The organism is Pseudoduganella sp. LjRoot289 (assembly GCF_964252925.1).
GTDB lineage: Bacteria > Pseudomonadota > Gammaproteobacteria > Burkholderiales > Burkholderiaceae_D > Rugamonas.
Map to the genome: position 1 here is coordinate 868,388 of NZ_CAXUPN020000001.1, position 18,793 is coordinate 887,180.

An 18,793-nucleotide genomic window follows, 5' to 3' on the forward strand; every position below is an offset into this window, starting at 1 on the left:
CGGCGATGTCCTACCTGTTCGACTTCAGCAGCTTGTGGGAGTACCGCGATTACCTGTGGCGCGGCTTGCTGGGCACCGCGCGCCTGACCACGGTGGGCACGGTACTGGGCGTGGGCATAGGCATCCTGGGGGCGCTGTCGCGCGCCTGGAAACTGCCGGTACTGGCGCAACTGTTCGGCGCCTACGTGGAATTGATACGCAACACGCCCTTCCTGGTGCAGCTGTTCTTCGTGTTTTTCGGCTTGCCCAGCATCGGCCTGCGGCTGGACGAGTGGGACGCGGCCACCCTGGCCATGGTGCTCAACCTGGGCGCCTACAGCACGGAGATCATCCGCGCCGGCGTCGAGGCCGTGCCCAAGGGGCAGCTGGAAGCGGCGCAGGCGCTGGCCATGACGCGGCTGCAGATCTTCCGCCACGTGGTGCTGCGCCAGGCGCTGCTGAAGATCTGGCCGGCGCTGACCAGCCAGATCGTGGTGGTGATGCTGGGCTCGTCCGTCTGTTCGCAGATCTCGGCCGAGGAATTGACCTTCGGCGCCAACTTCGTCCAGTCGCGCAACTTCCGCGCCTTCGAGGCTTACCTGGTCGCCACCGCTTTGTATTTCTGCCTGGCGCTAGGCTTGCGCCGCCTGCTGGCCTGGGGCGGCCGGCGCTTCCTGGCGGGGAGGACGGCATGAACGAATTCAGCACCTGGGACATCCTGCGCAACCTGCTGCTGGCGGCGCGCTGGACCGTGGCGCTGTCGCTGCTGGCCTTCGTGTGCGGCGGCCTGGCCGGCGCGGCCTTGCTGCTGCTGCGCAGTTCCAGCCACCGCGCGCTGCGCCTGTTTGCCATCGGCTATATCGAAGTGTTTCAAAGCACGCCGCTGCTGATGCAGCTGTTCCTGCTGTTCTTCGGCCTGTCGCTGGCGGGACTGGAACTGTCGCCCTGGAGCGCGGCGGCCATTGCGCTGACCTTGTTTACCAGCGCCTACCTGGCCGAGATCTGGCGCGGCTGCGTGGAGGCTGTCCCGCGCGGCCAGTGGGAAGCGTCGTCCAGCCTGGCGCTCGGCTACGTGGCGCAGATGCGGCACGTGATCCTGCCGCAGGCGCTGCGCATCGGCATCGCGCCCACCGTGGGCTTTTCAGTCCAGGTGGTCAAGGCGACCGCCGTCACGTCCATCATCGGCTTCGTCGAATTGAGCAAGGCGGCCGGCATGATCAGCAACGCCAGCTTTGCGCCCTTCACCGTGTACGGCCTGGTGGCGCTGCTGTATTTCTGCATCTGCTACCCGCTGTCGCTGTACGCCAAAACCCTGGAAAGGAAAATGCATGTCGCTCGTAACCATTAATGGCTTGCACAAGCGCTACGGCGCCAACCATGTGCTCAAGGGCATAGACCTGAGCGTGGGCGCAGGCCAGGTGACGGCCATCATCGGCCGCAGCGGTTCCGGCAAGAGCACCCTGCTGCGCACCATCAACGGCCTGGAGCGTTTCGACCAGGGAACGCTGGCCGTGGACGGCGTGCCGGTGACGGCGGGCCAGACCGATCTGCGCGCGCTGCGGCTCAAGGTCGGCATGGTGTTCCAGCAGTTCAACCTGTATCCCCACATGACGGCCGGCCAGAACGTGATGCTCTCGCCGACGGTGGTGAAGAAGCTTGGCCGGCGCGAAGCGGAAGAGCTGGCGCGCGCCATGCTGGCCAAGGTCGGCCTGGCCGACAAGTTCGACGCCTATCCGGATCAGCTGTCGGGTGGCCAGCAACAGCGGGTGGCGATTGCGCGCGCGCTGGCGATGGAGCCCAAGGTCTTGCTGTGCGATGAAATCACCTCCGCGCTGGACCCGGAACTGGTCAATGAAGTGCTGGGTGTGGTGCGCCGCCTGGCCGACGACGGCATGACGCTGATCATGGTGACCCATGAAATGCGCTTTGCGCGCGAAGTCGGCGACCAACTGGTGTTCATGCACCAGGGCCGCATCCACGAGCAGGGCCATCCGAAATTGCTGTTCGCCAGTCCGGCCACGGCGGAACTGGCCAATTTCGTCGCCGCTGTTGCATAAGCGCTGTTGCATGACCGCTGTTGCATAACCATTCGTTCGTAGTGCCTCAACCTGAAAGAGAGAAAAATGAAGAAAAGCATGGTGAGTATCCTGGTGCTGGCCGCTGCTGCCGGTGGCGCGCAGGCGCAGTCGTCGGTTTCCATGTACGGCAATATCGACCTGGGCGTATCGAAAAAGAGCGGCGGCGCCACCGTGGTGGGACGGCGCGACAACAACCGCCTGGGCTTTCGCGGCGCGGAAGACCTGGGCGACGGCCTGAAGGCGATCTTCCAGCTGGAAATCCGTTACGACCCGGATATCGGCACCATAGAAGGCGTCAGCCGTCCGCTGTTCCAGGGCCAGAGCCGGGTCGGCTTGCAGGGCAACTTCGGCACGCTGCGCTTCGGCCGCGGCCTGACGGCGTTCCAGGATTCCAGTTCGGCCTTCGAGCCATGGCGCGGCGTGCCCAGCACGGCGGGCTTCCAGACCGACCTGACGGTGGCCGGCTACACCAGCCAGCCGCTCGATCCGAGCGGCTCGTCGGCCAACCGCTGGTCGAACGCCGTGTTCTACAATTCGCCTGAAGTGGGCGGCGCGCAGATCAACGTGACGGTGGCCAGCAAGGAAGCCCTGGGCAACAGCGCGCTGATCGGCCGCGGCACCGCCGCCGCGCCGCAATATCCCGCCAACTCGCCGCTGCACAGCAATCCGTATTCGGTGTCGGCGACCTATAAGGCGGGACCGTTCGCCGCCATGCTGGCGACCGAGCGCAATGCGGCCGAGACGAAAATCTGGTCGGTGGCGGGATCCGCCATGGCCAGCGCGGCGCTGAAGCTGGTGGCCTCCTACCAGCGCCAGGACCAGGGCGCGACGCTGGCGCGCAACCCGGTCACCAAGGCGTGGGTGACGGGCGCCAACTACGTGATGGGGGCGGAGACCTTCTTGCTCGGTTATGGCCGCAAGCAGCCGGACGGCGCGGTCCAGACCAAGCAGCTGGGCCTGGGCTGGGAGCATAGCTTGTCGGCGCGCACCTATCTGTACGTGGACGCGGGCCAGCGCAAAGCGGCGACATCCGTCAACTTCTACGGCGGCGGCATGTCCCACCGCTTCTGAGCGCAGCAGGTACTCAGCCGTCGTTGGCCATCAGCAGGGCGCTGATCAGGTCGCGCTTCGGCGTTTCCACGCCGTCGAAGCGCAGGCCGGCTTCCACGTGTTCCAGGTGGCGCAGCATCAGCTGCACGGTTTCCTCGGCGTTGCCGCTTTCGGCAACGTCGAGGATGGCGCCGTGTTCGACCGACGAGCATTCGGCGTCGCTGCTCGGCTGGTACAGCATGGTGATGAGCGAACTGCGCGCCACCAGTTCGCGGATGGTGTCGGTGAGCACGCTGTTGCCGACCACTTCGCTCATCAGCACGTGGAAGTCGCCCAGCAGGCGGGTGCGCTGGCTGGAGCCGTGCGATGCCAGCGCGGCTTGCTCGGCCGCCAGGTGGTCGCGCAGGCGGCGGTAGTCGCCGGCGCTGGCTTTGGCGACGAATTCGCGCGCCAGCGCCGCTTCCAGGATGCGCCGCACGGCAAAGATCTCGCGCGCTTCCGCCGCGCTGGGCTTGGCGACGAACGCACCCTTGTCGTGCACGATTTCGATCAGTTTTTCCTTGGACAGCATCAGCAGCGCGGCGCGCACCTTGGTGCGGCTCACGCCGTAGGCGCGGCCCAGCGCCTCTTCCCTTAACTTGGTGCCCGGCGGCAGGCGATGCTCGGCGATCGCCTCGGCGATGTCGCGCGCGATCGATTCGGCCGATTCAACGGCCTGGGCTGGTACTGCTTCCTGGTCGGTCATGGGCTGTTTTAACGCCGTTCCGGCGCCAGCGCGGCGCGCAGCAGCACGATCAGCGCGCCTTCGCCGCCTTCGGACGGACGGGCCTGGCTGAAGGCGACCACTTCCTTTTGCACCAGCCAGCTGTGCACCATGGACTTGAGCACCGGCTCCTGGCCGCGCGAGCCGAAGCCGCGGCCGTGGATCACGCACACGCAGCGCGCGCCGCGCTGGTTGGCGCGGGTCAGGAAGGCGCCTAGCGCGTCGCGCGCGGCGTCGCGGTTCAGGCCGTGCAGGTCCAGCTCGTCCTGCACCGGCCAGTGGCCCTTGCGCATCTTTTTCACCACATCGGGGCCGACGCCGGGCGCCGCGTAGTTCAGCGCCGGGTCTTCCTCCATGTAGTGGTCGACCTCGAACAGGTCCGACAGGGACTCCTGCAGCACGGCCGCGTCGTCCTGGCGCTGTTCGTCGGGCGTCAGCGGACCGCGCTTCTTCGCCGCCGCCAGCGCCTTGGCCGACACCACGGGCGCGGGCTGGTGCACATAGCGGTTTTGCTCCGGCATGCGCTGCACCTGGCCCAGCGTGTTGCGGAAGATGTTCGCTTCCGCCGCCGCCACTTTTTCGCGCTTGGCGCGCTCGGCGTCGGCCGCCGCGCGCGCCTCTCCCTGTTCCTTCAGCTGTTTGCCGAGGATTTTCAGGTCGGCGAAGTCCTTCAGTCCGGCCATGGCTTTATTCCTGGCCTTCCAGGTAGCGCTGGGCGTCCAGCGCGGCCATGCAGCCGGTGCCGGCGCTGGTGATGGCCTGGCGGTAGATGTGGTCCTGCACGTCGCCGGCGGCGAACACGCCCGGCGCGGTGGTGGCGGTGGCCATGCCCTCGGTGCCGGTCTTGGTCTTGATGTAGCCGTTGTGCATTTCCAGCTGGCCTTCGAAGATGCCGGTGTTCGGCTTGTGGCCGATCGCCACGAACAGGCCGTGCACCTTGATCTGGGTCTGCGCGCCGTCGGCGGTGGCCGCCAGGGTCAGGCCGGTCACGCCGCCCTGGTCGCCCGTCACTTCGTGCAGCGTGTGGTTCAGTTTCAGTTCGATCTTGCCTTCGGCGACCTTGGCCATCAGGCGGTCGATCAGGATGGCTTCGGCGCGGAACTTCTCGCGGCGGTGGATCAGCGTGACCTTGGTGGCGATGTTGGACAGGTATAGCGCTTCCTCGACGGCGGTGTTGCCGCCGCCGATGACGGCCACTTCCTGGCCGCGGTAGAAGAAGCCGTCGCAGGTGGCGCAGGCGGACACGCCGCGGCCCATGAACTCCTGCTCGGAGGGCAGGCCCAGGTACTGCGCCGAGGCGCCGGTGGCGATGATCAGCGAGTCGCAGGTGTATTCGGCGCTGTCGCCGATCAGGCGGATCGGCTTCTCGTCCAGCTTGGCGGTGTGGATGTGGTCGAACACGATGTCGGTGTTGAAACGCTCGGCGTGCTGCAGGAAGCGCTGCATCAGGTCCGGACCCTGCACGCCCATCGGGTCGGCCGGCCAGTTTTCCACGTCGGTGGTGGTCATCAGCTGGCCGCCCTGTTCCACGCCGGTCACCAGCATAGGGTTCAGATTGGCGCGCGCGGCATAGATGGCCGCGCTGTAGCCTGCTGGGCCGGAGCCGAGGATCAAAACTTTGGCGTGTTTGGTAGTGGTCATGAGCAGCTTCTCTAATTAGTTCGGATAGTCCGGAGTTGGGGGCGGGCGCGGCAAAGACAATGCCGGCAGGCAAAGCAGAATTATAGTCCAAGCGCGCGATCTGCATGAATTGGGAGGGCTGTTCCCTATAAGATGGCTTAGAATATCCCCAAATAGCCGGCGCCCTATGGCGCGGCCGCAAAAATCTTATAAAAGTATCAATGTCTAAAACGAGAGAACAGCCTTCGAAGCAGCAGCCGACCAAGCAGCAGCCGATCAGCTACACCCGCGCGCCCACCGAACGCCAGCCGCTGCCGAACCGGCTGGTGCGGCTGCTGTCGGAGGCGCGCTGGTTCGCGCTGGCGGCGCTGGCGCTGTACTTCCTGCTGATCATGTTCAGCTACAACAAGGCCGATCCGGGCTGGTCGCACTCGAACGTGGTGCCCAAGGTGTTCAACCTGGGCGGCCGCGCCGGCGCCTGGATGAGCGATTTGATGCTGTACATCTTCGGCCTGTCGGCCTGGTGGTGGTGCGTGTGGCTGCTGCGCGCGGTCTGGAGCGGCTACCGCCGCCTGACGCGCAAATTCGTCACCAAGGAAGAAGTGGAGGCGGAGCACCGCCACGAGGGACTGATACGCGTGGTCGGCTTCGCCTTCCTGCTGGTGGGCAGCCTGGGCCTGGAATTCCTGCGCATGTACACCTTGAAGACGCCGCTGCCGCTGGCGCCGGGAGGCGTGCTGGGCAAGCTGATCGGCCACGGCGCGCACGTCGGCCTGGGTTTCACCGGCGCCACCTTGCTGCTGCTGTTGCTGTTCGGGCTGGGTTTCAGCCTGTTCTTCCATGTTTCCTGGCTGGCCGTGGCCGAGCGCATCGGCGGCTTCATCGAGGATTGCTTCGAGTGGATGGCGCACCGCTACCAGGACCGCGAAGACCGCATCCAGGGCGAACGCGCCACCGTCAAGCGCGACGAAGTGGTGGTCAGCGAGCGCGCCAAGCATATAGAAAAGCACGTCGAGAGGCCGGTCCAGCCGGTCCGCGCCGAGCCGCGCATGGGCGTTCCCCTGCCTGCTTCCGCGCCGTCGGCCGGGCTGGCCGGCGCCATGGGCATGGACGCGGACGACGCGCCCATGGGCAGGCCGATGACTATGCCAACTGCGGCGCCGGAGAAGTTCCTGGCGCCGGTGCCGGTCAAGATCGAGCAGCAGGTGACGTCGGTGGTGCCGTCCGAACGCGCCGTCAAGGAGCGCCAGGGCGCGCTGTTCCAGGATGCCCGCCCCGGCGACCTGCCGCCGCTGTCGCTGCTGGACGACGCGCCGGTGTCGCAGGAAACCGTGGCTGTGGAGACGCTGGAGTTCACCAGCCGCCTGATCGAGAAGAAGCTGTCGGACTTCGGCGTGGAAGCGCGCGTGGTCGCGGCCTATCCCGGCCCGGTGGTGACGCGCTACGAAATTGAACCGGCGACGGGCGTCAAGGGGTCGCAGATCGTCAACCTGGCGCGCGACCTGGCGCGCTCGCTGTCCCTGACTTCGATCCGCGTGGTGGAAACCATCCCGGGCAAGAATTACATGGCGCTCGAGCTGCCCAATCCGAAGCGCCAGATCGTGCGCCTGTCGGAGATCGTCGGCTCCAAGGTCTACCACGACAACGCCTCGCCGCTGACCGTGGCGCTGGGCAAAGACATCGCCGGCAAGCCAGTGGTGGCCGACCTGGCCAAGATGCCGCACCTGCTGGTGGCCGGTACCACCGGTTCCGGTAAATCGGTGGGCATCAACGCCACCATCCTGTCGCTGCTCTACAAGTCCGACCCGGCCGACGTGCGCATGATACTGATCGATCCGAAGATGCTGGAGATGTCGGTCTACGAAGGCATTCCGCACCTGCTGGCGCCGGTGGTGACCGATATGCGCCAGGCCGGCCATGCGCTGAACTGGGCCGTCAACGAGATGGAGCGCCGCTACAAGCTGATGTCCAAGCTGGGCGTGCGCAACCTGGCCGGCTACAACGCCAAGATCGCCGAGGCGGCCAAGCGCGAAGAGCACATCCCGAATCCGTTCAGCATCACGCCCGATTCGCCTGAGCCACTCGACAAGCTGCCCACCATCGTCATCATCATCGACGAGCTGGCCGACCTGATGATGGTGGTCGGCAAGAAGGTCGAGGAACTGATCGCCCGCATCGCCCAGAAGGCGCGCGCGGCGGGCCTGCACTTGATTCTGGCGACGCAGCGCCCATCTGTGGATGTGATTACCGGCCTGATCAAGGCCAACATCCCGACCCGCATCGCCTTCCAGGTGTCGTCGAAGATCGACTCGCGCACGATTCTGGACCAGATGGGGGCCGAAGCGCTGCTCGGCATGGGCGACATGCTGTACATGCCGCCCGGCACCGGTTTGCCGGTGCGCGTGCACGGCGCCTTCGTGTCGGACGAGGAGGTGCACCGCGTGGTGAAACACTTGAAAATGCAGGGCGAGCCGAATTACATCGACGGCATCCTGGAGGGCGGCACGCTGGAAGGCGAGGGCGGCGCCGAGGGCGGCGGCGCGGCGGGCGAGGGCGGCGGCGAAGCCGACCCGATGTACGACCAGGCGGTCCAGGTGGTGCTGAAGAACCGGCGGGCCTCGATTTCGCTGGTGCAGCGCCACTTGCGCATCGGTTACAACCGTGCGGCGCGCCTGCTGGAGCAGATGGAAAATAGCGGCGTGGTATCGCCCATGCAGTCGAATGGCAACCGGGACATCCTGGTGCCGGCTGCCAGTGCAGAATAAAAGGACAAGCATGACCCAAGTTAAGAAAATCACGGCCCTGGCCGCCATGCTGGCGGGCTCGCTGCTGCTGGCCGGCGCGGCGCATGCCACGGCGCTGGAGCAGTTCAAGACCTTCGTCGCCAGCACCAAGTCGGCGCGCGGCGAATTCACGCAGCGCCAGGTGAAGGCCTCCGGCACCGGGACCAAGACCTCGGCCCCGGCCAGCGGCACGTTCGAGTTCGCCCGTCCGGGCAAGTTCATCTGGACCTATGCGAAGCCTTACGAGCAGCTGCTGCAGGCCGACGGCGAGCAGCTCTACATCTACGACAAGGACTTGAACCAGGTCACGGTCAAGAAGCTGGGCAGCGCGCTGGGCTCGTCGCCGGCCGCCATCCTGTTCGGCAGCAACGACCTGGAGAAGAACTTCACCTTGTCCGAGGGGGGCGCGCGCGACGGCCTGGAATGGCTGAAAGCGGTGCCCAAGACCGCCGACACCACCTTCGAGCAGATCAGCATCGGCCTGCGCAACGGCACGCCGGAGGCGATGGAGCTGAAGGATAATTTCGGATCGATGTCGGTGCTGACGTTCAGCAAGTTCGAGAAGAACCCGCAGGTCGGCGCCGCGCACTACACCTTCGTCATGCCGAAGGGCGTGGAGATTTCGAAGCAATAGACGCAGCGTTTGCGTCGCCGCAAGGGCCGCCTGGCGGCCGCTGCTAGACTTAGACTACCCAATACCCTGTCATTCCCACGCAAGTGGGAATCCATGCTGAGGCTGATGCTGAGGCGCGGTATGGATCCCCGCTTGCGCGAGGACGACACACCACCACAACGCAGCTCCCCGCCATGATGGACGACCTCTTCAAAACCGAACCCCGCGCGCCGCTAGCCGAGGCCCTGCGTCCCAAGACCATGGACGAAGTCATCGGCCAGGCTCACCTGCTGGGCGAGGGCAAGCCGCTGCGGCTGGCTTTCCAGGCCGGCAAGCCGCATTCGATGATACTGTGGGGCCCGCCAGGCGTCGGCAAGACCACCCTGGCGCGCCTGACCGCCAACGCCTTCGACGCCGAGTTCATCGCCCTGTCGGCCGTGTTCGCGGGCGTGAAAGACATCCGCGCCGCCATGGAGCAGGCCCAGCAGAACCTGGACCGCCACGGCAAGCACACTTTGCTGTTCGTCGACGAGATCCACCGTTTCAATAAATCGCAGCAGGACGCCTTGCTGCCCTTCGTCGAGTCCGGCCTGGTGACCTTCATCGGCGCCACCACCGAGAACCCCAGCTTCGAAGTGAACTCGGCGCTGCTGTCGCGCGCCCAGGTCTACGTGCTCAAGTCGCTCAGCGACGAGGAAATGCGCGAACTGCTGGTCAAGGCGCAGAAGGGCGTGCTGTCTCACCTGAAAATAGACGACGCGGCTGCCGATACCCTGATCGGCTACGCCGACGGCGACGCGCGCCGCTTCCTGAACCTGCTGGAGCAGGCCGATAACGCGGCCACCTCGGCGGGGGTACAGAAGATCGACGCCAGGTTCGTCGAGAACGCGATGACCTTGAACGCGCGCCGTTTCGACAAGGGGGGCGACAACTTCTACGACCAGATTTCGGCGCTGCACAAGTCGGTGCGCGGCTCGAACCCGGACGGCGCGCTGTACTGGTTCTGCCGCATGATAGACGGCGGCGCCGACCCGCGCTACCTGTCGCGCCGCATCGTGCGCATGGCCTGGGAAGACATCGGCCTGGCCGACCCGCGCGCGCTGACCATGGCCAACGACGCCGCCGCCACCTACGAGCGCCTCGGTTCGCCCGAAGGCGAGCTGGCGCTGGGCCAGGCCGTGATCTACCTGGCCGTGGCCGCCAAGAGCAATGCGGGCTACAACGCCTTCAACCAGGCCATGGCCTTCGTCAAGCGCGACAAGTCGCGCGAGGTGCCGGTGCACTTGCGCAACGCGCCGACCAAGCTGATGAAAGAGCTGGGCTACGGCCACGAATACCGCTACGCGCACGACGAGCCGAACGCCTACGCGGCCGGCGAAACTTATCTGCCGGACGGCATGGCCGAGCCGGGCTGGTACCAGCCGGTGCCACGCGGCCTGGAAAGCAAGATCGCCGACAAGCTGGCCTTCCTGCGCAGCCTGGACGACGAAGCGCGAAAAGAATGACCGCTGAGTTGACGTTCCGGCTGTGCGCGCCGGCGCCGGATTTGCGAGGGGAAAAGCCCTGGGCGCACGATTGAATTGACGCTGGACGCCTCTGGAGCCGGTGCTAAGCTTACACACGCAGGATTAGCTTATTCACTAGCATTGGAGGATGTTATGGCACACAATCTCACGCGTTTCAGTCCTTTCGGCGATCTGGCACGGCTCGATCCCTTCCGTGACATTGAACGCTTTTTCGACGAGTTGGACCGTCCATTGCAGAACGACCTGGCGCGCAGCATGCGCATGGACGTGTCCGAAACCGATCAGGCTTATGTGATCCGCGCCGAGATGCCCGGCTTCGACAAGCAGGACATCAACGTGTCGGTCGACGGCAAGACGGTGACGATACGCGCCAAGCACGACGAGCAGCAACCAACGACGCCGCAAAGCGGCACCATGCTGCGCACCGAGCGCTTCCATGGCGAGCAGTACCGCAGCTTCACGCTGCCGCAGGAGGTGGACGACCAGCAGGCCAGCGCCACCTGCAACAACGGCGTCCTTGAACTGACGCTGCCCAAGCGCGCCGGCGCCCACGGCCGGCAGTTGCAGATCCAGTGAGTCCGGCCCCGGCGCTGGCCGGAGTGTGTTTGCTACGGTACAATTGCAGGCTCTACTACAACTGACCGGACCATGCACGCAGACCCCGAACCAGCGCTGGAATCGCGCCGCCGCCGCCAATTGTTGGGCGGCATGGTCGCAGCGGCGAGCCTGCCGCTGCCGCTGTCGGCCGCCGCCGGCAGCCCTGTCCAGGTCGGCGGCCTGCCGGTCACCTGCAACCTCACACTGCCCATCGCCAGCGTGGCCAGGGCCAAGGCGGGCGGCGCGGCGCCGTTTGAATACAGCAAATACAACGGCTGGCCCGAAATCAAGGAATCGCTGATGACGGGCCGCATCCAGGCCGCCTATATGCTGGCGCCGCTGGTGATGGACTTGAGCGACAAGCGCATCCCCGTGAAGGTGGTCTCGCTGGGCCACCGTTCGGGGGCCGTCATCATGGTGCGCACCGATTCGCCGTACAAGCGCTTCGCCGACCTGCGCGGCAAGCGCATCGCCATTCCGAGCCGCTTCGCGGTCGACTTCCTGTTCCTGCGCAAGATGCTGGCGCGCGAAAAGATGTCGCCGAAGGACGTGGAAATCATCGAGATGGCGCCGCCGGACATGCCGGCCGCGCTGTATGCCAAGGCGGTGGACGGCTACTGCACCGGCGAACCGTTCGGCGCGGCCGCGCAGCGCGCCGGCTATGCCCGTCCGCTGGCCATGACGCGCGACGAATGGCGCAATTACATCTGCTGCGTGCTCACCGTGCGCGAGGAACTGATCAAGGAAAACCGGCCGCTGGTGCAGGAACTGGTCAACTATGTGCAATCGGCAGGCACCTGGCTGGACCAGGCCCCGGCCAACCGCGAGAAGGCGGCGGCTACCGCGGCCGGCCGCAAGTTCTTCAACCAGGATCCCAACATCATCCGCTTCGTCATGGACAACCCGGCCGACCGTGTCACCTATGGCGACCTGCGCATGATACGCAGCGAATTCGAAGAGCTGATGCAGCTGTCGCTGGAGGCGGGCACGCTCAAGCGGCCCGTCGCCTACGAGAATTACGTGGACGAGAGCTTCGTCAAGGCGTTCAAGCCGGTGGCGATCAGTGTTTAATCGCCGCGATGCGGTGCTGGCGGCCAGCGCGGGGCCGGCGTTGGCCGCGCTGGCGCTGCTGGGCGCGCTGGCACTGCCGGGCGGCTTGGCCATTGCCGCCGATGGCCCGGCCAGCCAGCCTGTGGCTCCGGCCCAGGCCGCCCTGCGCGCCCCATCGCCCCTGGCCAGCCAGTCATCAGCACTGGCCTTGGCGAGCCATTCCTCAGCGCCGGCCCCCAGCCAGTCCATAGTACCGGCCATGGCCAGCCAGCTCGCAGCCCCGGCCAGCCAGCCAGCAGCACCGGCCACGGCGCCGGCTCGGGCTGCGGCCCAAGCCCTGGGCGCGCCTCTGGGCCTGAAGGGCGGCGTGTTCGAGCCGCCGCGCCTGGCGCCGGACTTCACCTTGCGCGGCTCGGACGGCAAGCCGCTGACGCTGAGCAGGCTGCGCGGCAAGCTGGTGGTGCTGGAATTCGGCTACACCAGTTGCCCGGACGTGTGTCCGGTATCGCTGGCCACGCTGACGGCGGCGCGCCAGAAACTCGGTCCGCTGGCGGCCGGGGTGCAGGTCGTTTATGTGACGGTCGACCCCGAGCGCGATACCGTGGCGCAGATGCACGACTACCTGGCGCATTTCGACCCCAGCATCCTGGGCGCGACCGGCAGCGAAGAGCAACTGGCGCGGGTGCGCAAGGACTACGGCATCAGCGCCAGCAAGAAGATGATCGAAGGCGGGAAGGGCGCGTACACCATCGGCCATTCCTCCTATCTGTATTTTATCGACCGCAAGGGCTATCTGCGCTCCTTGCTGCCCTTCGGCCGCAGTGCCGACGATGTGGCCCATGACGCGGCCATCCTGCTGAAGAACTGACGGCATGGCTTGGCGATTGGCCCGCCGGGGCGTGCTGTCCGCTTGCCTGCTAGCCGCCGTGCTGGCAGGGGCGTGCGCCGGCTGGGCCGCGTGGGCGCCGCTGGCCCTCGCCAGCCGCGATCAGCCCTTCGACATCCCCAAGGGCACATGGGCACGCCGCATGGCCGGCGACCCGGTCGAGATACTGCCGGCCCGCATCGAACTGACCGTCGGCTTGAACGACACGCTGCTGCTGCGCAATCTGGACGACGTGCCGCAGCAGTTCGGCCCCGTGCTCATCATGCCGGGGCAGAATTTCCGCCTGCCCTTCGAGCAGGCCGCCGACTACCAGTTCGACTGCACCGCGCACGCCTCCGGCCAGATGACGGTGGCCGTGCTGCCGCACCCGGCGCCGGGCCTGGCGCGTCTGCAATGGCGGCTGGCGGCGCTGCGCCGCACCGCCCATGCTGTTTTCATCGTTAACTTTAAAGGCGTTCATGGATAGGCTGAAACGATTGCTCGCACCGCTGCTGTTGCTGACCGCGCTGATTGCCCTGTGGTGGGTGGTGGTGGTGCAAACCGAGAGCATGATCTTCCCCACGCCGCTGCAAGTGGTCACCGGCACGCTGGAACTGGTGGAAGATGGCACGCTGTGGGAACACATCGGCGCCTCGCTGTTCCGCGTCGGCACCGGTTTCGGCTTGGCCGCGCTGGTAGCGCTCCCGCTGGGTCTATGGATGGGCCGGGTCGACGCGGCCTACATCACGCTCAACCCGGTGTTCCAGATCCTGCGCCCCATTTCGCCCATCGCCTGGATACCGCTGGCCATACTCTGGTTCGGCGTGGGCAACCTGTCGCCCATTTTCCTGATCTTCATCGCCGCCGTGTTCCCGATGATCGTGCAGACGGCGGCCGGCGTGCACACGATCGAGCGCCGCTACCTGCGCGCGGCCGAGAATTTCGGCGTCTCGCGCACGGTGCTGTTCCGGCAAGTCATCATCCCGGCCGTGCTGCCCGAGATCATCGTCGGCATGCGCATCAGCCTGGGCGTGGCCTGGCTGGTGGTGGTGGCGGCCGAGATGATCGCGCTGCGCTCCGGCCTGGGCTACCTGATCATGGATTCACGCAATGCCGGCAACCGCTACGACCTGGTGGTGGCCGGCATGATTATCATCGGCATCATCGGCCTGTTGCTGGACGGCATCATGCGCCGCCTGGAAGGCCTCAAATCGGTAAGGTGGCGCTATGGACGTTAAGATCGTCGTCAAGGATATCAAGAAGGGCTTTACCAAGGGCAAGCAGCACCTGCCGGTGGTGGGCGGCGTCAGCCTGGACGTCAGGGACGGCGAGTTCATCGCCATCGTCGGCCCTTCCGGCTGCGGCAAATCGACGCTGATGAAGATCATCGCCGGTTTCGAAGCGCCCGACGAGGGCGAGGTGCTGGTGGACGGCGCGCTGCGGCGCGGCGCCAGCCCGCAGGGCATCGCCATCTCCCAGCACGGCTCGGTGTTCCCCTGGCTCACCGTACAGCAGAACCTGATGTTCGGCTTGAACGGTAACGGCCACGGCGACAAGGCCGCGCTGGCGGACCACTACGCCGCCATGGTCGGGCTCAAGGGCTTCGAGAACAGCTATCCGCACGAATTATCCGGCGGCATGCTGAAGCGGGTCGAGCTGGCGCGCGCGCTGGTGGTCAAGCCGGAAATCCTCTATATGGACGAGCCGTTCTCGGCGCTGGACGCGCTGATGAACCTGAAGATGCGCACCGAACTGCTGCGCATCCTGGCCGAGGAGCGCCACACGGTGATCCTGATTACCCACGACGTCGAGGAGGCACTGTACATGGCCGACCGCGTGCTGGTGCTGTCGCCGCGCCCGACCCGCATCCAGGCCGCGTTCGCCGTGCCGCACCCGCATCCGCGCAAACTGTCCAGCCCGGACCTGCAGGCCATGAAGGAAGAGATCCTGCGCGAACTGGGCGTGGTGCTCTAAGCGCCTCGTTGCTGTAGAGAACCGTCCGGACACCGCTGCCGGACGGGGCAGTCGAATGTGTGACATTCCCGCCATACCGTACATTTCGTATTCATAGATTGTATACAAAATCAGTTGACACGCCGCGCCGCCGTCGGCATCATCGATTGCATGGACAGCGGCCGCAGAGCTGCACGTAAGCATTCCATCCCGCCACAGTACGACCTCGCCACGATAAAAACAGACGCCACGATCTGCGGGTGAGGCATGCCGGATAGCACCGGAAAAAGTAGTTCACAAATAACATCAATGATGGAGACACAATGAACAACCTGCTATTTCAAGTGGACGACCGTCCACCCCTCGTTACCACTGTCCTGCTGGCCGCCCAGCACATGCTCGCCGCGCTCGGGGGCATCATTGCCGTGCCCCTGGTGGTCGGCGCCGTCCTCAAACTCCCCGCCGACCAGATCGTCGCCCTGATCAACGCCGCGCTGCTCGGCTCCGGCATCGTCACCATCATCCAGTGCAAAGGCGTCGGCCCGATCGGCATCCGCCTGCCCTGCGTGATGGGCACCAGCTTCGCCTTCGTCGGAGCGGCCATCAGCATCGGCTTCGAACACGGCGTGCCCGGCATCCTCGGCTCCTCGCTGGCCGCCTCGGTGGTGATGATCGTCGGCTCCTGCTTCATGCCGCAAATCCGCAAGCTGTTCCCGCACGCCGTCACCGCCGTCGTGGTCACCATGATAGGCCTGTCGCTGGTGCCGGTCGCGATCGACTGGGCCGCCGGCGGCAAAGGCTCGGGCGCCAGCTACGGCGCGCCGGTCAACCTCGGCATCGCGCTGTTCGTGCTGGTGACCGTGATCGCGCTGGTGCAGTGGGGCAAAGGCATCTTCTCCGCCGCCGCCGTGGTCATCGGCATGGTGGTCGGCTACGTGGTCTGCCTGGGCATGGGCTTGATCGACTTCTCAAGCGTGCAGAAGGCGGCGGTGTTCGCGCTGCCGCAGCCGGCGCAATACGGGCTGACCTTCCCGATCAGCGGCATCGTCGCCATGGCCGTAGCCTACGTCGTGACGATGGTGGAAACGACCGGCACCTTCATGGCGCTGGGAGCGGCCACCAACACCAAGATGCGCGGCAAGACCCTGTCGCGCGGCGTGCTGTGCGACGGCGTCGGCTCTGCCTTTGCCGCCCTGCTGGGCAGCCCTCCGGTGTCCACCTTCGCGCAAAACGTCGGCGTGATCTCGCTGACCGGCGTCGCCAGCCGCCACGTGGTGGCCCTGACCGGCGTGATGCTGGCGCTGGCTGGCCTGTTCCCGGTGCTGGGCGCGGTGGTCGTCACCATACCGCAGCCCGTGCTGGGCGGCGCCGGCCTGATGATGTTCGCCATGATCATCGCCGCCGGCGTGCAGATGCTGAGCAAAGTGGAGCACAACAAGCGCACCGGCCTGATTATCGCCGTCTCCATCGGCTGCGGCCTGGCCGTCAGCGTGCGTCCCGAACTGCTGGTCAAGCTGCCGGCCTTCGTCCAGGAGATCTTCGGCTCCGGCATCAGCACCGCCGCCATCGTGGCCGTGGTGATGAATCTGGTGCTGCCCGAGCGTCCGGTCGAAGCGAGCGAGGACGAGGAGGACGAGGTGCCCCAGCCCATGCTGGTAAAAAAGATGGAAGCGGCTTAAGCTCTAAGCCGCAGCCCATGCAGTAAGATTTTTGCAACGCGCCGCGCCGGTGAGCACCACCCGGCGCGGTTTTGACATTGTTTCCGCAGTGCCCGCGCATTGTTTCCGCAGTGTTTAATCATTCGAAGGAAAACAAAATGACTAAAACTCTCTTGATCAAGAATGCGCGCGTGGTCGTCACCATGGACGAACAGCGCCGCGAAATCGACAACGGCGCCGTCTTCGTGCGCGGCAACGTGATCGAACAGGTGGGCGCCACGGCGGACCTGCCGCAGGACGCCGACGAGGTGATCGACGCCACCGGCCAGGTGGTCATGCCCGGCCTGGTCAACACCCACCACCATATGTACCAGAGCCTGACGCGCGTGATCCCGGCCGCGCAGAACGGCGAACTGTTCAACTGGCTGACCAACCTGTATCCGATCTGGGCCAATCTCACCAGCGAGATGGTGCGTGTATCGACGCTGACGGCCATGTCCGAGCTGCTGCTGTCCGGCTGCACCACCAGCAGCGACCACCTCTACATCTACCCGAACGACTGCCGCCTGGACGACAGCATCGAAGCGGCGCGCCAGATCGGCATGCGCTTCCACGCCGCGCGCGGCTCCATGAGCGTGGGCCAGTCCAAGGGCGGCCTGCCGCCGGACCGCGTGGTCGAGGAGGAGGGCGCCATCCTGAAGGATACGCAGCGCCTGATCGAAACCTACCACGACGCCAGCCGCTACGCGATGCAGCGCATCGTGGTCGCGCCATGCTCGCCGTTCTCGGTGTCGCGCGACCTGATGAAGGAAGCGGCCGCCATGGCGCGCAGCTTCGGCGTGTCGCTGCACACCCACCTGGCGGAGAACGCCAACGACATTTCGTACAGCCGCGAGAAATTCAACATGACGCCCGCCGAATACGCCGAGGACTGCGGCTGGGTGGGGCCTGATGTATGGCACGCGCACTGCGTGCAGCTCGACGACGACGGCGTCTACATGTTCGCCAGGACCGGCACCGGCATCGCGCACTGCCCGTGCTCCAATATGCGCCTGGCGTCCGGCATCGCGCCCATCCGCAAGATGGTGGACGCGGGGGTATCGGTGGGACTGGGCGTGGACGGCTGCGCGTCGAACGACGCCGGGCATATGCTGGGCGAGGTGCGCCAGGCCATGCTGCTGCAGCGGGTCGGTTTCGGTCCGGACGCGATGACCGCGCGCCAGGCGCTGGAGCTGGCCACGCTGGGCGGCGCCAAGGTGCTTAACCGCGACGACATCGGCGCGCTCAAGCCTGGCATGGCGGCCGACATCATCACTTTCAAGCTGGACCAGATCGGCTTCGCCGGCGCGCTGCACGACCCGGTCGCGGCGCTGGTGTTCTGCACGCCGTCCAATGTCACGCACAGCATCGTCAACGGCAAGGTGGTGGTACGGGATGGTTTGCTGCAGACCGTGGACCTGCCTATCGTGATCGAGCGCCACAACAGCCTGGCGCACGAACTGGCGCTGGCCACCGGCGCGCGCAAGGTGGCATAGCCCTTACTTCAGCAGCGCCGCCACCAGATCCTTGTCGTGCGGCGTACCGCTGGCGTCGAAGCGCAGCGCCGCCTCGACATGCACCAGGTGCTCCAGCATCAGCTTCGCCGCCAGGTCCGCATCGCCGGCCTTGGCGGCGACCAGGAACTCTTCGTGTTCATTCGACGAACACACCGCGTCCCGGTCAGACTGGTACAACATGGTGATCAGCGAGCTGCGCGCCACCAGTTCGCTCAGCATCTCGAGCAGCACCTGGTTGCCCACCACGCCCGCCAGCAGCACATGGAAATCCCCCAGCAGTTGCGAGCGCACCTTGTGGTCGCCCAGCGCGCGCCGCTCGGTGGTCAGATGCTGCTCCAGGATCTTGTAGTCGGCAGGTGTGGCCTTGGCCACGAACTCGCGCGCCAGCGCCGCTTCCAGTATGCGCCGCGCAGCGAAGATATCGCGCGACTCCTTCTCGCTGGGCTGGCTGACGAAAGCGCCCTTGTCCGGCACCATCTGGATCAATTTGTCCTTCGACAGGATCAGCAGCGCGGCCCGGATCTTGGTGCGGGAGACCGAGTACAGGCGCGACAGCGCCTCCTCGCGCAGCTTGGTGCCAGGCGGCAGCTTGCGCGCCGCGATGGCCTCCGCGATGTGGTTGGCGATGTCGTTCGAGCTGTCGCCATTACTCTGTTTTTCTAGCATGGAGAAGATGCGGTAATCAATTCTCAATAATACATG

The 18,793-nt window shown here is 65.8% G+C and carries 19 protein-coding genes; 15 read left to right on the forward strand and 4 right to left on the reverse strand.

Annotated elements, in window-relative coordinates; all coding sequences use genetic code 11:
• The first annotated feature begins 5 nt into the window (after positions 1-5).
• From ACSQ8Y_RS03860 to ACSQ8Y_RS03875, 4 genes are all read left to right on the forward strand, one after another.
• Positions 6-674, forward strand: coding sequence for an amino acid ABC transporter permease (locus tag ACSQ8Y_RS03860; RefSeq protein WP_436265138.1), 669 nt, complete (start codon positions 6-8; stop codon positions 672-674).
• Positions 671-1,327, forward strand: a complete 657-nt coding sequence (locus ACSQ8Y_RS03865; RefSeq protein ID WP_436265139.1) for an amino acid ABC transporter permease — start codon at positions 671-673, stop codon at positions 1,325-1,327. Before ACSQ8Y_RS03860 ends, ACSQ8Y_RS03865 begins: the two co-directional genes overlap by 4 nt.
• Entirely contained in the window at positions 1,308-2,036 is a 729-nt protein-coding gene (locus tag ACSQ8Y_RS03870; protein WP_436265140.1) for an amino acid ABC transporter ATP-binding protein, read from the forward strand. The genes ACSQ8Y_RS03865 and ACSQ8Y_RS03870 overlap by 20 nt, the downstream gene beginning before the upstream one ends.
• Before the next feature lie 66 nt (positions 2,037-2,102).
• Positions 2,103-3,128 carry a porin gene (locus ACSQ8Y_RS03875; RefSeq protein WP_436265141.1) on the forward strand — a complete coding sequence of 342 codons (1,026 nt, stop codon included), beginning with the start codon at positions 2,103-2,105 and terminating at the stop codon, positions 3,126-3,128.
• A 13-nt stretch (positions 3,129-3,141) separates the two neighbouring features.
• Here ACSQ8Y_RS03875 and ACSQ8Y_RS03880 read toward each other — a convergent pair whose 3' ends face one another.
• Genes ACSQ8Y_RS03880 through trxB form a run of 3 tightly spaced genes read right to left on the reverse strand, consistent with a single transcriptional unit; the run spans position 3,142 to position 5,511 of the window.
• A complete protein-coding gene (locus ACSQ8Y_RS03880; RefSeq protein ID WP_436265142.1) occupies positions 3,142-3,852 on the reverse strand; it encodes a GntR family transcriptional regulator in 711 nt (236 codons plus the stop codon).
• A gap of 8 nt (positions 3,853-3,860) precedes the next feature.
• Positions 3,861-4,553 carry a Smr/MutS family protein gene (locus tag ACSQ8Y_RS03885; protein ID WP_436265143.1) on the reverse strand — a complete coding sequence of 231 codons (693 nt, stop codon included), beginning with the start codon at positions 4,551-4,553 and terminating at the stop codon, positions 3,861-3,863.
• Between the two features lie 4 nt (positions 4,554-4,557).
• Entirely contained in the window at positions 4,558-5,511 is a 954-nt protein-coding gene (gene trxB / locus ACSQ8Y_RS03890; RefSeq protein WP_436265144.1) for a thioredoxin-disulfide reductase, read from the reverse strand.
• A gap of 200 nt (positions 5,512-5,711) precedes the next feature.
• Between trxB and ACSQ8Y_RS03895 the strand changes: the two genes are divergently transcribed.
• From ACSQ8Y_RS03895 to ACSQ8Y_RS03945, 11 genes are all read left to right on the forward strand, one after another.
• Positions 5,712-8,255, forward strand: a complete 2,544-nt coding sequence (locus ACSQ8Y_RS03895) for a DNA translocase FtsK (RefSeq protein ID WP_436265145.1) — start codon at positions 5,712-5,714, stop codon at positions 8,253-8,255.
• A gap of 10 nt (positions 8,256-8,265) precedes the next feature.
• The gene (gene lolA / locus ACSQ8Y_RS03900; RefSeq protein ID WP_436265146.1) at positions 8,266-8,907 is read left to right on the forward strand and encodes an outer membrane lipoprotein chaperone LolA; all 642 of its coding nucleotides are present in this window, start codon (positions 8,266-8,268) and stop codon (positions 8,905-8,907) included.
• Between the two features lie 176 nt (positions 8,908-9,083).
• A complete protein-coding gene (locus tag ACSQ8Y_RS03905) occupies positions 9,084-10,391 on the forward strand; it encodes a replication-associated recombination protein A (protein WP_436269748.1) in 1,308 nt (435 codons plus the stop codon).
• Positions 10,392-10,544: 153 nt separating this feature from the next.
• Positions 10,545-10,988: an Hsp20/alpha crystallin family protein gene (locus ACSQ8Y_RS03910; protein ID WP_436265147.1), complete on the forward strand. Its 444-nt coding sequence runs from the start codon at positions 10,545-10,547 to the stop codon at positions 10,986-10,988.
• A gap of 72 nt (positions 10,989-11,060) precedes the next feature.
• Complete coding sequence (locus ACSQ8Y_RS03915) at positions 11,061-12,080, forward strand: ABC transporter substrate-binding protein (RefSeq protein ID WP_436265148.1); 1,020 nt, start codon at positions 11,061-11,063, stop codon at positions 12,078-12,080.
• Complete coding sequence (locus ACSQ8Y_RS03920; RefSeq protein WP_436265149.1) at positions 12,073-12,927, forward strand: SCO family protein; 855 nt, start codon at positions 12,073-12,075, stop codon at positions 12,925-12,927. The genes ACSQ8Y_RS03915 and ACSQ8Y_RS03920 overlap by 8 nt, the downstream gene beginning before the upstream one ends.
• A gap of 4 nt (positions 12,928-12,931) precedes the next feature.
• Complete coding sequence (locus tag ACSQ8Y_RS03925) at positions 12,932-13,411, forward strand: cupredoxin domain-containing protein (RefSeq protein ID WP_436265150.1); 480 nt, start codon at positions 12,932-12,934, stop codon at positions 13,409-13,411.
• Positions 13,404-14,162, forward strand: a complete 759-nt coding sequence (locus ACSQ8Y_RS03930; protein WP_436265151.1) for an ABC transporter permease — start codon at positions 13,404-13,406, stop codon at positions 14,160-14,162. The genes ACSQ8Y_RS03925 and ACSQ8Y_RS03930 overlap by 8 nt, the downstream gene beginning before the upstream one ends.
• Entirely contained in the window at positions 14,152-14,898 is a 747-nt protein-coding gene (locus tag ACSQ8Y_RS03935) for an ABC transporter ATP-binding protein (RefSeq protein WP_436265152.1), read from the forward strand. Before ACSQ8Y_RS03930 ends, ACSQ8Y_RS03935 begins: the two co-directional genes overlap by 11 nt.
• 302 nt (positions 14,899-15,200) lie before the next feature.
• Positions 15,201-16,556: a uracil-xanthine permease family protein gene (locus ACSQ8Y_RS03940; protein WP_436265153.1), complete on the forward strand. Its 1,356-nt coding sequence runs from the start codon at positions 15,201-15,203 to the stop codon at positions 16,554-16,556.
• A 137-nt stretch (positions 16,557-16,693) separates the two neighbouring features.
• Positions 16,694-18,070 carry an 8-oxoguanine deaminase gene (locus ACSQ8Y_RS03945; RefSeq protein WP_436265154.1) on the forward strand — a complete coding sequence of 459 codons (1,377 nt, stop codon included), beginning with the start codon at positions 16,694-16,696 and terminating at the stop codon, positions 18,068-18,070.
• A 3-nt stretch (positions 18,071-18,073) separates the two neighbouring features.
• Here the strand turns inward: ACSQ8Y_RS03945 and ACSQ8Y_RS03950 are convergent, their stop codons facing one another.
• Positions 18,074-18,757 (reverse strand): GntR family transcriptional regulator, encoded by a 684-nt coding sequence (locus tag ACSQ8Y_RS03950; protein ID WP_436265155.1) that lies wholly within the window; start codon positions 18,755-18,757, stop codon positions 18,074-18,076.
• Positions 18,758-18,793: the final 36 nt, after the last annotated feature.